Below are 11,231 nucleotides of genomic sequence, written 5' to 3'. Positions count from 1 at the left end.
ACCCCGCCCTCGTGCTTTCGCCGCTTCCCACAGTGCCCCCTCCGGTCGAGTATTTGGACGATAGTACAACTAGTACGATCGTCCAAATACATGCGGCGGCTTCACCGGGCCCGGGGCGGCGGGCATGAGGGTCCGAACGTGCGCCGCGAACCGTCAGCGCAGGAGCAGGTCGATCGCTCCCGTGGTGCCCTCGTCACCGTGACCGGCCGCTAGGCGGCGCTCCATCAGGGCCATGAACGGGGTGAGCAGTTCGGGGCTGACGCCCCGTTCCTCGGCGGTGCGCAGCAGGGTCGCGTTGCCCCGCACCATCATGGCGAGGTTCGAGGTCACGCCCAGGGTGTAGTCGCCGGTCTCCAGGTGCTCGGCGACCTGGTTCGCGCTGGAGGTCATGGCGGTGAGCCACTCGACGAGCAGAGGGGCGAACTCCATGGGGGCGACCTCCGTCCCGCGCATGAGCGCGAAAGCGTGCGATACCCCCGCGAACATGACGGTCATCGCGCTCAGCAGTGCCACGTCGTGGAGAGAGGCCGAGCCGGGGTCTTCCCCGACGTACCTGGTGGCCGCCGGGACGGCGCGTCCCGGTGCGCCGCGAACACGTCCGGCGACCCGCTGTAGAGGACGTAGGCGCCCGAGTCCGGGACGCCGATCATCGGCGGGACGGCCATGATGCCGCCGTCCAGGTAGCGGGCGCCGCGTCCGGCGGCCCATGCGGCGAGCCTCTCCGCCTCGCCGGGGGTGCCGGTCGTGATGTTGACCAGGTCCTTGCCGGTCAGGTCGGCGTCGGCGAGGGTTTCGCGGACGGAGGCGTCGTCGAGCAGGCAGGCGACCACGAGGTCGCTCGCGGCCACCGCTTCGCGCGCCGTCACCGCGACCTTCGCGGAGCGACGCGCGAGTGTGACGCGGGTGCCTCCTGGCGGGCGGCGCTCGCGCTTCCAGGGTGTTCCTGAGCCCTTCTTGGGTAGGTCCATGCGACGTTCGACGCGGGCATCATCGAGGCATGGAGGGGCGATGAAGGCGCTGCTGAACTCGTTGAACGAGGACGAGAGGGCCCTTGTCCGGGAGACCGGGAGCGATGAGCTCTCCTCCCTGGAGGAGGACGGGCTCGTGGATCTGCACACGCGGGTCCGCCGCGCCCGCAACAAGTACAGCAAGCTGTACCGGCGCACGGCGGGCGCGCGGGTGGAGGAGTACGGGGGACGCGGCAAGGCCCGTCCGAAGAACACCCGGAACGCGCAGAAGGCGGAGGTGTTCGAGGACGCGCTGGCCCGGGTGAGCTGGTACCTCGCGCGGGCGGCGAGGCGCAGCGCGTCCGAGTTGAAGGCCGAGCGGATAGCCGCCGCCACTCCGGAGCGCGCACCGTCTCCGCAGGCAGGACCGCCGGATGCCCGGCCGTCGGCGGCTCAGACCACGGCCCGCACCAGGCCCAAGAGCGCGGATCCCGCGCTGAATCAGCGCCACGCCGCCACCCGGGCGAAGGGGGCGCGCCGCCAGGCGAAACGTGACAGCCGCTAGAACCACGGCCCTCCACTCGCAGCGCGAAGCGGTCCAGAAGCCCTTGTGGGAAGCGACGGAGCGGCCCTCTACGGCACTGCGACGCGCCGCCCCGCACCGACATCGTCATCAACGTCGAGCTCGGCTGGGGCGGAGACTCCGGGAACTACGACATGTGCGTGAAACCGGGCGTCACCAGGCTCGGGACCTACCCCTCGGTCTGGTACGCGAAGTACACCGGGCGGCTGTGCTCGGCCGGGTAGCCACCGGCCGGAAATTCATAACGGTTCCCGTGTCGAGAATGCGGGGTCGGCTCCGTCCCAGGTACATCAAGGGCCAGTACGGCCCCGCGACTGGAAGGAACCACCATGGCGATCCGGATGGACAACGTTCTCATCGTTGTCGAGGACATCGAGGCGGCTACCGCGTTCTTCGCCGAATTGGGCATGGAGGTGGAGGGCAAGGCGCCGGTCGAAGGGCCTTCGGTCGACAGCGTCGTCGGGCTCGAAGGCGTCCGTGCCGACATCGTGATGCTGCGGACCCCGGACGGCCACGGGCGGGTCGAGCTGACGAGGTTCCACACGCCGGCGGCGGTCGCCGGCGAGCCGCGGAACGCGCCGTCGAACACGCTGGGCATACGCCGCATCATGTTCGCCGTCGACGACCTCGACGACGTCGTCGCCCGCCTGCGCACCCACGGCGCCGAGCTGGTCGGCGAGGTGGCGCAGTACGAGGACAGCTACCGGCTGTGCTTCATCCGCGGTCCCGAGGGGATCGTCCTCGGCCTGGCCGAGCAGCTCGGCTGAACGCCCGCGGGCCGGCGTGCGCGGGACGTTCAGTCGCGCCGGGCGTGGCCCAGGTAGGTGACGAGCGGCGGGCCGTCCGGGTCCAGCTCGAACTCCACCATGGACGGCAGCCGCTCATCGGTGACGCGGCCCGTGCGCCGCGCCCGGGTCGCCTTCACCAGGGCGGCGGCGCTGCTCGGTTTGAACCCGCAGGTGTCGAGGACGGTGAGGCCGTGGTCGGCCATCCGGGCGGCGAGGTCGGCGGGCGGGCGCAGCCGGGCGGCGGTGTAGCGGCCGGGCGGCATGATGCGGCTGCCGGGGAAGCGCTGGAAGGCCCCGAGGTAGACCAGCCGGGACAAGGGCGTCCGGTTGACGGTGTCGTAGACCATCGCGCCGCCGGGACGCAGGAGCCGGGCGGCGGCGGCCAGCACCGCGTCCAGGTCGTCGGTGATCTCGAAGGTGTCGGCGTAGTAGGCCACGTCGAAGGCGCCGTCGGGCGGTCCCGGGCGTTCGGGCGGCGCGGACGTGAAAGTGACCGGGAGGTCCTCGCCGTGGGAGGCCCGGGTCGCCAGTTCGGTGGCGGTGGGCGACGGGTCCACGGACAGGACCTCCATGCCGGTGCGGGCCAGGCCGCGGGCGAGCAGCCCACGGCCGCCGCCGACCACGACCGCGCGGGCTCCGGCGGCCGGGATGTCCCGGTCACGGAGGACGCCATTGACGTAGCGCAGGCGCACGTCCTGGAACGTGACCGCCCGCAGGTGGCGTCCGTCCAGGTCGCCGGGCGCGTCCGAGTCCAGGACCAGGTGCGGTGCGGCCATGACGGCTTCCCTTCTATGGGTTCCCTCAGGGAACTTACCATGATGGGTTTCCTCGGGGAACTCAAGTAGGGTTGCGCGGTGTGACCCGTACACCGCTCGACCACGTGGCCTGCTCCATCGCACGGGCCACCGACCTGTTCGCCGACGCCTGGACGGCGCTGATCATGCGGGACGTCCTCCTGGGCGTCACGCGCTTCGACGACCTGGCCCACGACCTGGGCATCTCCCGCAAGGTCCTGACCGCGAGGCTGGCGCGGCTGGTGGAGGAGGGCGTCCTGATCCGCGAGCGCTACCAGGACCGCCCGCCCCGCGAGCACTACCGCGCCACCGCCAAGGGCGAGGAGCTTTACCCGGTCCTGCTCGCGCTCATGGCATGGGGCGACCGCTGGCGCGCGGGCCCGGAGGGGCCGCCGGCGCGCATCCGCCACCTGGACTGCGGGCACGACACCACGCCCGTGACCTGCTGCGCCCACTGCGGCGGGCCGCTGACACTCGGGGGCACGACCCAGTTGCCCGGCCCGGGTGGACGCGTCGGTCCCGGCACGCGCGTCCTCGGCCCCCTCCTGGCCGAGCGCGGCTGACCGGGGTCAGCGCGGTGTGGCCGTGGCGGCGTCGAGGGTCTCGGGGGCGAGGATGCGGTCGACGACCATGGCGGCGCAGCCGGTGAGGCCCGCGGCCTCGCCCAGGCGGCTGGGTTCGATCCGGAGGGTGCGGGTGGCCAGGGCCGTGGAGCGCTGGTAGACGACCTCGCGCACGCCCGCGATGAGGGGCGCCTCGGCGCCCACCAGGTCGCCGCCCAGGACGACGACGGCGGGGTTGAGGAGGTTCACGGCGGTGGCGACGACCTCGCCTATGCGGCGGCCGGCGTCGCGGAGGAGGGCGACGGTGGCGGGGTCGCCGGAGCGGGCGAGGGTGGCGAGGCCGGACAGGTCCTCGGCGGGGGAGCGGGCCAGGAGCGCGGTGCCGCCGGCGACGGCCTCGACGCAGTTGACGTTGCCGCAGCGGCAGGGGGCGTCCACGGAGGACGGGACGGGGACGTGGCCGATCTCGCCGGCGGCGCCGAGGGCTCCCCGCTGGATGCGGCCGCCCGTGATGAGGCCGGCGCCGATGCCGGTGGAGACCTTGACGAACAGGAGGTCGTGCACGCCGGGATGGGCCTGGTGCTCGCCCAGGGCGGCGGCGTTGACCTCGTTGTCCAGGTAGGCGGGGACGCCGAAGCGGTCGGCGACCGGGGGGCCGATCTCGACGGCGTCCCAGCGGCCGGTGACGTGCTCGACCGGGTCGGGGACGCCCAGGCCGACGCCGCGGACGGTGGCGGCGTCGATCCCGGAGGCGTCCAGGAGGGACGCCCACTCGTCGAGGAGCCGGGAGAGCGTCTTGCTGGGGGAGACCTCCGCCGGGGGGCCGTCGGCGCGGGCGACGATCGTCCCGGCGAGGTCGCAGACGGCGAGCTGGCCGCGGGACTGGCCGAGGTTCGCGACCAGGACGGTCCCGCCGGCGGCGTTGAACTCCAGCCGGGCCGGGGGGCGCCCGCCGGTGGACGGTCCGTCCGCGCGCTCGACCACCAGTCCCCGTGCGATGAGGTCGGCGACGCGGGAGGCCACGGCGGGGCGGGACAGGCCCGTGATGCGGCCCAGTTCGGTGCGGGTGGCGACTCCGTCCTCGCGGATCAGGCGCAGCATGTCGCCGCTCGTCGTGGGTCGGGTGACAGGACGCGGCATCCGGCCAGTCAAGCACGCATGGTTCGGTACGTCTAGTTTCCACAACATGGAGACTTTTGTAAGCGAAAGTTCGTAAGTCGGGTTGTGCGGGTTACGTATGTCTCGGTAGCTTGATGATCTGGAGATTCCCCCGGTCTTGGAGCGTTCTAAATGGCTGTGCATCCCGTGCTTGCGGCAGTGACCCGCCGCGTCGCCGAGCGGAGTGCCGCGACGCGTGGCGCGTACTTGAGGCGGATCCAGGACGCCCGGACCGACGGACCGGTGCGCGGCGGCATGGGATGCGCGAACCTGGCCCACGGCTTCGCGGCCTGCGGGGTCCAGGACAAGCTGTGGCTCAGGGGCGAGGTCACGCCGAACATCGCGATCGTGTCGGCGTACAACGACATGCTCTCCGCGCACCAGCCCCTCAAGGACTACCCCGACCTGCTGAAGGCCGCGATCCGGACGGCGGGCGGCACGGCCCAGTTCGCCGGCGGAGTGCCCGCGATGTGCGACGGCATCACGCAGGGCCGCGCGGGCATGGAGCTGTCGCTGTTCAGCAGGGACGTGGTGGCGATGGCGACGGCGGTGGCGCTGTCCCACGACATGTTCGACGGCGCGCTGCTGCTCGGCGTGTGCGACAAGATCGTCCCGGGTCTGGTGATCGGGGCGCTGTCGTTCGGGCATCTGCCGGTGATCCTGGTTCCCGCGGGGCCGATGGCGTCGGGGCTGCCGAACGGCGAGAAGGCGAAGGTGCGCAAGCGGTTCGCGGCCGGGGAGGCCGGGCGCGAGGAGCTCCTCGCCGCCGAGGCCGCGTCGTACCACTCGCCCGGCACCTGCACCTTCTACGGGACGGCCAACTCCAACCAGCTCCTGATGGAGGTCATGGGCCTGCATCTGCCCGGCGCGAGCTTCGTCCCGCCGGGCACGAAGCTGAGGGACGCGCTGACCGAGGCCGCGGGGCGGCGCGTTCTGGAGCTGACCGACCTGGCCGACGGCTACACGCCCATCGGCGAGCTCCTGGACGAGCGCGCGTTCGTGAACGGGATCGTCGCGCTGCTGGCCACGGGCGGCTCCACGAACCACACGCTGCACCTCGTCGCGATGGCCTCGGCGGCGGGCATCGAGCTGACCTGGGACGACTTCGACGAGCTGTCCAAGGTCACGCCGCTGCTCACCCGCCTCTACCCCAACGGGTCCGCCGACGTGAACCACTTCCACGCGGCCGGCGGCACCGCGTTCCTCATCGGCGAGCTGATCGACGCCGGGTTCCTCCACGCGGACGCCAGGACGGTCGGGGGCGACACGCTCGCCGACTACAGGCGCGTCCCGGAGCTGGCGGACGGCAGGGCCGAGTGGCTCCGCACCGTCGCCGGATCCGGTGACACGGACGTCCTGCGCCCCGTGGGCGAGCCGTTCGACACGCACGGCGGCCTGCACACGGTGCGGGGGAATCTGGGACGGGCGGTGATCAAGGTGTCCGCCGTCAGGCCGGAGCACCGGATGATCGAGGCTCCCGCCCGGGTGTTCGAGTCGCAGGAGCAGCTCCAGGAGGCCTTCGCCGCCGGGGAGCTCGACAGGAACGTGGTGGTGGTCGTCCGCAACCAGGGGCCGCGGGCCAACGGGATGCCGGAGCTGCACAGGCTCACCCCGCCGCTGTCGGTCCTGCAGGACCGGGGGCACCGCGTCGCGCTCGTCACCGACGGCCGCATGTCCGGCGCCTCGGGGGCGGTGCCCGCCGCGATCCACCTGTCGCCGGAGGCCGCCGCGGGCGGGCCGCTCGCCCGCGTCCGCGACGGCGACGTCGTCCGGCTCGACGCCGACGCGGGGGTGCTGGAGGTCCTCGTCCCGGACGAGGAGTTCGCCGCCCGCGAGCCCGCGTCCGGGAACGCCGAGCAGGTGTGGGGCACCGGGCGCGAGCTGTTCCAGGCCTTCCGGCACGTCGTCGGCCCGGCCGAGCGCGGTGCCGGGGTGTTCTCATGAGCGGGCCGTGGCTGGTCGCGGACGTCGGCGGCACGAACGCGCGGTTCGCGCTGGTGGACGGCCCGGACGGCGACCCGTCCCGCGTCCACTCCCTCCCCACCCGGGACCATGCCGGGCTGGCCGAGGCCGCCGCCGCCTACCTCGACCGGTACGCGGCGGACGTCCGGCCGTCCGCCGCCTGCCTGGCGGTGGCCGGTCCCGTCACGGCCGGGACGTTCCACCTGACGAACGCGGGCTGGCCGAAGGGCACCCCGGAGGCGGTCCGCGCCCATCTCGGCCTGCCCCATCTGGAGATCATCAACGACTTCGAGGCCCTCGCCCTCGCCCTCCCGCGCCTGGACGCGACCGGCCTGGTCCCCATCGGGAGCGGCCTCCCGCCGGGAGACGGGATCATGGCGGTGGTCGGCCCCGGGACGGGCCTCGGCGTCGCCGGCCTCGTCCCCACCGCGTCCGGATGGACACCGCTTCCGGGCGAGGGAGGCCAGGTCGACATCCCGGCCGCGACCGACCGCGAGATCGAGGTCGCGCGGCTGCTGCGCGCCGAGCGCGGCTCCGCCACCGCCGAGCTGCTGCTGTCCGGGGACGGGCTCGCCCGCATCCACCGGTACCTCGCCGAGATCGACGGGGCGGACGCCGAGCCGCTCACCGCCCAGCAGGTGTGCGAGCGCCGCGACGACCCGCGATGCGACGAGACGCTGCGCATGTTCTGCGCGCTCCTCGGGTCGCTCGCCGGGAACGTCGCCCTGACGCTCGGCGCCCAGGGCGGCGTCTTCCTCGGCGGAGGAATCCTGCCGCGCATCGCGGACGTCCTGCGCGACAGCGCGTTCCGGGACCGGTTCGAGCGGAAGCCGCCGGTCGAGGACTACCTGCGCGGCATCCCGACCTCGCTGATCGTGCACCCCCGCCCGGCCCTGGCCGGCGCCGCCACGCGGATCGCGCAGAGCCTGCGCGGCCGCCGCCCCGAACCAGTGCCCGGCACCCCGTCCGGCTCGGAACCCCTGGAGCTCGCATGATCGCCGAAGACCTGTTCGACCTCGCGCCCGTGATCCCCGTCGTCGTGCTGGACGACGCCGGCACGGCCGTCCCGATGGCCCGCGCCCTCGTCGACGGCGGTCTCCCGGTGATCGAGGTGACGCTCCGCACGCCCGCCGCGCTCGCGGCGATCGAGCGGATCGCGGCCGAGGTCCCGGACGCGGTGGTCGGCGCGGGAACGGTCGTCGGCCCCGAGGACGCCGAGCGGTCGGCGGCGGCCGGGGCCCGCTTCCTGGTCTCTCCCGGCTGCACGCCCCGGCTCCGGGCCGCGATGGCCGCCGGCGGCCTGCCCTTCCTGCCCGGTGCCGCGACGGCCTCCGAGGCCATGGCGCTGCTGGAGGACGGGATCACCGCGATGAAGTTCTTCCCCGCGGAGGCTTCGGGCGGCGCCGCCTTCCTGAAGGCGCTCGGCGGCCCGCTGCCGCAGGTCCGGTTCTGCCCGACGGGCGGGATCAGCCCGAGGAACGCCGCCGACTACCTCGCGCTCGGCAACGTCGGCTGCGTCGGCGGGTCCTGGCTGACCCCGGCGAACGTCGTCCGCGCCGGCGACTGGGACCGCATCCGCAAGCTCGCCTCCGAGGCGGCGGCCCTGCGCGCCGGCTGATGCCACACCGGGCGGCGGCGCTCCGGTTCCGCTCGTCCACAAGATGAAGCGCTTCCGGACGCTGCACTGCGAACTCGCGCTCGATCAGGACTGAGCGGTGCGGGCGGGGGCGGAGGCGCAGTGCGGGCACGGGCCCGCGGTCAGGGACGCGCCCCCCTCGTGCGGGATGAGGTCCATCCGCAGCCGCCCGCAGGCGCAGCGGGTCCAGACGACGACGCCGTCGCTGGTGAGGTGCCGGGAAACAACCGTGTTCTGAGCCATGCCCGCAGTCTGCATCCGGCCGAATGTTGCCGTCTATTTCAGATTTCCGCATTGGATCGTGCAACATGGTTACATGATTGACCTGCGGCGGCTGCACATGCTCAGGCTCGTCCACCAGTACGGGACGGTCACGTCCGCGGCGGAGGCGCTGCACCTCACCCCGTCGGCGGTCTCCCACCACCTGCGGGAGCTGGCGCGGGAGCTGAAGGTGCCGCTGCTGGAGCCGCAGGGCCGCAAGGTGCGGCTGACCCCGGCCGCGTCGCTGCTGATCGAGCACGCCGACGGCCTGCTCGCCAAGTGGGAGGAGGCCCTCGCCGACCTGGAGTCGCACCGCGCCGGGGCCGCCGGGCCGCTGCGCATGTGCGGGTTCACGACGGCCGTCGGCGGGCTCGTCGCCCCGGCCGCCGGTGCCCTGCGGCGGGAGGACCCGTCCCTGACGGTCGAGGTCCGCGAATGCGACACCGACGTGGCCCTGGGCCTCCTCGCCGCCGGCGAGACCGACATCGCGGTCATCGAGCCCACCGCGGAGGCCCCGCCTCCGGGTGACCCGCGCTTCGACAGGGATCCGCTCATGGAGGAGGTCCTGGACCTCGTCGTCCCGATCGGGCATCCGCTCGCACGGCACGGCAGCGTCCGGCTGGAGGACGCCGCGGAGGAGACCTGGATCAGCGTCGATCCCGAGCTCTGCGTCCATCGCCACCAGGTCATGACCCACTGCGCCGCCGCCGGGTTCACGCCCCGGTTCGCGCACAACGTCACCGGCTGGTCGGTGATCTGGGCGCTGGTCGCCAACGGGCTCGGCGTGTCCCTCCTGCCGAGGCTGGCGGGCGGGTCGGCCGACGAGCAGGTGGTCCGGATCCCGCTGACCGGGGGCAGCGTCCCCAAGCGGCGGCTGCTGACCGCCGTGCGGCGCGGCAGCCGCGGCAACCCGCTGATCGCCCGCGGCCTCCGCGCCCTGCACGAGGCCGTCCCCGCCCGCTGCGAGCGCATGGCGGCCTGACCCTGGTCCGGTGGCGCCTCATTCGGTGGCGCCTCATTCGGTGGCGATCGCCCGAAGGACGTCCATGCGGGCGGCGCGGTGCGCGGGCCACACCGCCGCGACGACGCCGATCACCGCGGCCGCCGCGACGCACACCGCCAGCCGCCCGTAGGGGATCGCCAGGACCTCCATGGCGCCGTCGCCCTCCGCCATCACGTGCTGGAGGACGACCCCGAGGAGGACGCCCGTCCCGACGCCGAGCACCGCGCCGTACAGCGAGACCACGACCGCCTCGCACCGGATCATGCGGCGGAGCTGGCGGCGCTGCATGCCGACGGCGCGGAGCGTGCCGATCTCGCGCGTCCGCTCGGTGACGGCGAGGGCGAGCGTGTTGACGATGCCAAGCGCGGCCACGACGACCGACAGCACCAGCAGGCCGATGACGAGGTTGAGGAACAGCTCGATGTCCCCCGCGGCGTCGTCCCTGACCTGGGCGCGGTCCTTCAGTTCCAGGTTCGGCCACGGGGCGAGCGCCGCCTCCAGCGCGCCCCGGTCCGCGGACGCGGCATCGACCTCGACGCGGTCGATCGGCGCGTCCGGCTCGCGGGCCCGGTAGCCGCCCCAGTCGATGATCATGGCGGGTGCGGACGGGGTGACCGACGGCCGGTCCCGGAAGATCCCGCCGACGCGGAACATCCGCTCCGTCCCGTCCTGGTACCGGCCGCCGATCGCCGTTCCGACCTCCCAGCCCTGCGATCTCGCGACGCTGCGGCCGACGAGCAGCTCGTCCCCGCGCACGGTGGAGGAGCCCGCCAGGAGCGGCAGCCGGAAGTGGCCCAGCAGCTCCCGGGGCGTCCCCGCCGTGGCGGTCCGGACGGAGCCGTCCAGCTCGAACCGCGCCGTCCGGATGGGGACCACCGACCGCACGCCCCGGGCCCGCGCCACCGCGGCGGCCGCCTCCGGGCTGACCGGCGTGACCTGGCTGCGCCCGGTGACCTGGTAGTCGGCGGTGAGGCTCGCGTCGAGCCGGCGGTCCGCCGTCGACGCCATCGACTGGACGATCACCGACACGGACGCGATCAGCGCGAGGCCGATCGTCAGCGCGGACGCGGTCGCCGCCGTCCGCCTCGGGTCGCGCAGCGCGTTCCGCCCGCCCATCCGGCCCGCGCTCCCGCCGAGCCGTGCGAACGGCCAGGCCAGGGCCCGTACCGCGGGACGGCTGAGCGCCGGAGACACCACGACGACCCCGGTGAACAGCGCCATCGCGCCGGCCCCGGCCAGGGTCAGCGCCGTCCGCCCGTCCGCCGCGAGCCCGGCCGCGACCGCCGCCGCGCCCACCGCGAGGACCGCGGCGCCGCACAGCGTCCGGCGCCGCAGCGGACGCGGTGCCGCCGACGCGTCACGGAGGGCGGCGACGGGCGGGATCCGCGCCGCGCGCCGCGCCGGGACGAACGCCGCGGCCAGCGTGACGAGCGTCCCCACCGCGTAGGACGCGAGCACCGCCGGGGCGGGCACGACCAGCGTCCCGAACGGCAGCGGCTCGCCGCCCGTCACGACCGTCATGAGCCGCGCGAGCCC

13 protein-coding genes and 1 pseudogene are annotated in these 11,231 nt (G+C 74.0%); 8 read left to right on the top strand and 6 right to left on the bottom strand.

What is annotated here, in order from left to right:
* Positions 1-153 precede the first annotated feature (153 nt).
* Both E1281_RS41435 and E1281_RS41430 read right to left on the bottom strand, forming a co-directional pair.
* Complete coding sequence (locus tag E1281_RS41435; RefSeq protein WP_207943581.1) at positions 154-513, bottom strand: hypothetical protein; 360 nt, start codon at positions 511-513, stop codon at positions 154-156.
* On the bottom strand, positions 501-866 hold the full coding sequence (locus tag E1281_RS41430; RefSeq protein WP_207943580.1) for an NAD(P)-dependent oxidoreductase: 366 nt from the start codon (positions 864-866) through the stop codon (positions 501-503). Before E1281_RS41430 ends, E1281_RS41435 begins: the two co-directional genes overlap by 13 nt.
* 142 nt (positions 867-1,008) lie before the next feature.
* Between E1281_RS41430 and E1281_RS30835 the strand changes: the two genes are divergently transcribed.
* The 3 genes and pseudogenes from E1281_RS30835 to E1281_RS30830 all read left to right on the top strand — a co-directional run bounded on the left by E1281_RS30835 (position 1,009) and on the right by E1281_RS30830 (position 2,297).
* Entirely contained in the window at positions 1,009-1,512 is a 504-nt protein-coding gene (locus E1281_RS30835) for a hypothetical protein (RefSeq protein WP_131883239.1), read from the top strand.
* Positions 1,513-1,595: 83 nt separating this feature from the next.
* Positions 1,596-1,754 (top strand): annotated as a pseudogene (locus tag E1281_RS42220) (DUF6355 family natural product biosynthesis protein); the annotation flags it as partial.
* A gap of 117 nt (positions 1,755-1,871) precedes the next feature.
* The gene (locus E1281_RS30830; protein ID WP_207943583.1) at positions 1,872-2,297 is read left to right on the top strand and encodes a VOC family protein; all 426 of its coding nucleotides are present in this window, start codon (positions 1,872-1,874) and stop codon (positions 2,295-2,297) included.
* A 29-nt stretch (positions 2,298-2,326) separates the two neighbouring features.
* Here E1281_RS30830 and E1281_RS30825 read toward each other — a convergent pair whose 3' ends face one another.
* Positions 2,327-3,094, bottom strand: a complete 768-nt coding sequence (locus E1281_RS30825; protein ID WP_131883237.1) for a methyltransferase domain-containing protein — start codon at positions 3,092-3,094, stop codon at positions 2,327-2,329.
* Positions 3,095-3,174: 80 nt separating this feature from the next.
* Between E1281_RS30825 and E1281_RS30820 the strand changes: the two genes are divergently transcribed.
* A complete protein-coding gene (locus E1281_RS30820) occupies positions 3,175-3,675 on the top strand; it encodes a helix-turn-helix domain-containing protein (protein ID WP_243717608.1) in 501 nt (166 codons plus the stop codon).
* 6 nt (positions 3,676-3,681) lie between these two features.
* Here E1281_RS30820 and E1281_RS30815 read toward each other — a convergent pair whose 3' ends face one another.
* Complete coding sequence (locus tag E1281_RS30815) at positions 3,682-4,815, bottom strand: ROK family transcriptional regulator (RefSeq protein WP_131883236.1); 1,134 nt, start codon at positions 4,813-4,815, stop codon at positions 3,682-3,684.
* A 150-nt stretch (positions 4,816-4,965) separates the two neighbouring features.
* Here E1281_RS30815 and edd point away from each other — a divergent pair, with 150 nt between their 5' ends.
* The 3 genes from edd to eda are packed head-to-tail and all read left to right on the top strand — an operon-like array spanning position 4,966 to position 8,413.
* Positions 4,966-6,777, top strand: a complete 1,812-nt coding sequence (gene edd / locus E1281_RS30810) for a phosphogluconate dehydratase (protein WP_131883235.1) — start codon at positions 4,966-4,968, stop codon at positions 6,775-6,777.
* Positions 6,774-7,790: a glucokinase gene (gene glk, locus E1281_RS30805; protein ID WP_131883234.1), complete on the top strand. Its 1,017-nt coding sequence runs from the start codon at positions 6,774-6,776 to the stop codon at positions 7,788-7,790. The genes edd and glk overlap by 4 nt, the downstream gene beginning before the upstream one ends.
* Positions 7,787-8,413 (top strand): bifunctional 4-hydroxy-2-oxoglutarate aldolase/2-dehydro-3-deoxy-phosphogluconate aldolase, encoded by a 627-nt coding sequence (gene eda, locus E1281_RS30800; protein WP_131883233.1) that lies wholly within the window; start codon positions 7,787-7,789, stop codon positions 8,411-8,413. The genes glk and eda overlap by 4 nt, the downstream gene beginning before the upstream one ends.
* An 84-nt stretch (positions 8,414-8,497) precedes the next feature.
* On the opposite strand, the gene E1281_RS40645 is transcribed toward eda, so the two are convergent.
* The gene (locus E1281_RS40645) at positions 8,498-8,674 is read right to left on the bottom strand and encodes a hypothetical protein (protein ID WP_165959183.1); all 177 of its coding nucleotides are present in this window, start codon (positions 8,672-8,674) and stop codon (positions 8,498-8,500) included.
* Between the two features lie 73 nt (positions 8,675-8,747).
* On the opposite strand from E1281_RS40645, the gene E1281_RS30795 reads away from it, so the two are divergent.
* Positions 8,748-9,674 (top strand): LysR family transcriptional regulator, encoded by a 927-nt coding sequence (locus E1281_RS30795; protein WP_243717607.1) that lies wholly within the window; start codon positions 8,748-8,750, stop codon positions 9,672-9,674.
* A gap of 33 nt (positions 9,675-9,707) precedes the next feature.
* On the opposite strand, the gene E1281_RS30790 is transcribed toward E1281_RS30795, so the two are convergent.
* Positions 9,708-11,231, bottom strand: a 1,524-nt coding sequence (locus tag E1281_RS30790) for an ABC transporter permease (RefSeq protein ID WP_131883232.1), incomplete at its 5' end; no start/stop codon positions are given.

Origin of the sequence: Actinomadura sp. KC345 (genome assembly GCF_004348515.1) — a bacterium.
Taxonomy (GTDB): Bacteria; Actinomycetota; Actinomycetes; order Streptosporangiales; family Streptosporangiaceae; genus Spirillospora.
The sequence above is the reverse complement of the archived record's forward strand: the minus strand, read 5'-3'. Positions and strand labels throughout refer to the sequence as shown.

Excerpts from the sequence above, each read along its gene's own strand:
- E1281_RS30835 (WP_131883239.1), top strand. The coding sequence starts at position 1,009 with ATGAAGGCGCTGCTGAACTCGTTGAACGAGGACGAGAGGGCCCTTGTC.
- E1281_RS30830 (WP_207943583.1), top strand. The coding sequence starts at position 1,872 with ATGGACAACGTTCTCATCGTTGTCGAGGACATCGAGGCGGCTACCGCG.
- E1281_RS30825 (WP_131883237.1), bottom strand. The coding sequence starts at position 3,094 with ATGGCCGCACCGCACCTGGTCCTGGACTCGGACGCGCCCGGCGACCTG.
- E1281_RS30815 (WP_131883236.1), bottom strand. The coding sequence starts at position 4,815 with ATGCCGCGTCCTGTCACCCGACCCACGACGAGCGGCGACATGCTGCGC.
- edd (WP_131883235.1), top strand. The coding sequence starts at position 4,966 with ATGGCTGTGCATCCCGTGCTTGCGGCAGTGACCCGCCGCGTCGCCGAG.
- glk (WP_131883234.1), top strand. The coding sequence starts at position 6,774 with ATGAGCGGGCCGTGGCTGGTCGCGGACGTCGGCGGCACGAACGCGCGG.
- eda (WP_131883233.1), top strand. The coding sequence starts at position 7,787 with ATGATCGCCGAAGACCTGTTCGACCTCGCGCCCGTGATCCCCGTCGTC.
- E1281_RS40645 (WP_165959183.1), bottom strand. The coding sequence starts at position 8,674 with ATGGCTCAGAACACGGTTGTTTCCCGGCACCTCACCAGCGACGGCGTC.
- E1281_RS30795 (WP_243717607.1), top strand. The coding sequence starts at position 8,748 with ATGATTGACCTGCGGCGGCTGCACATGCTCAGGCTCGTCCACCAGTAC.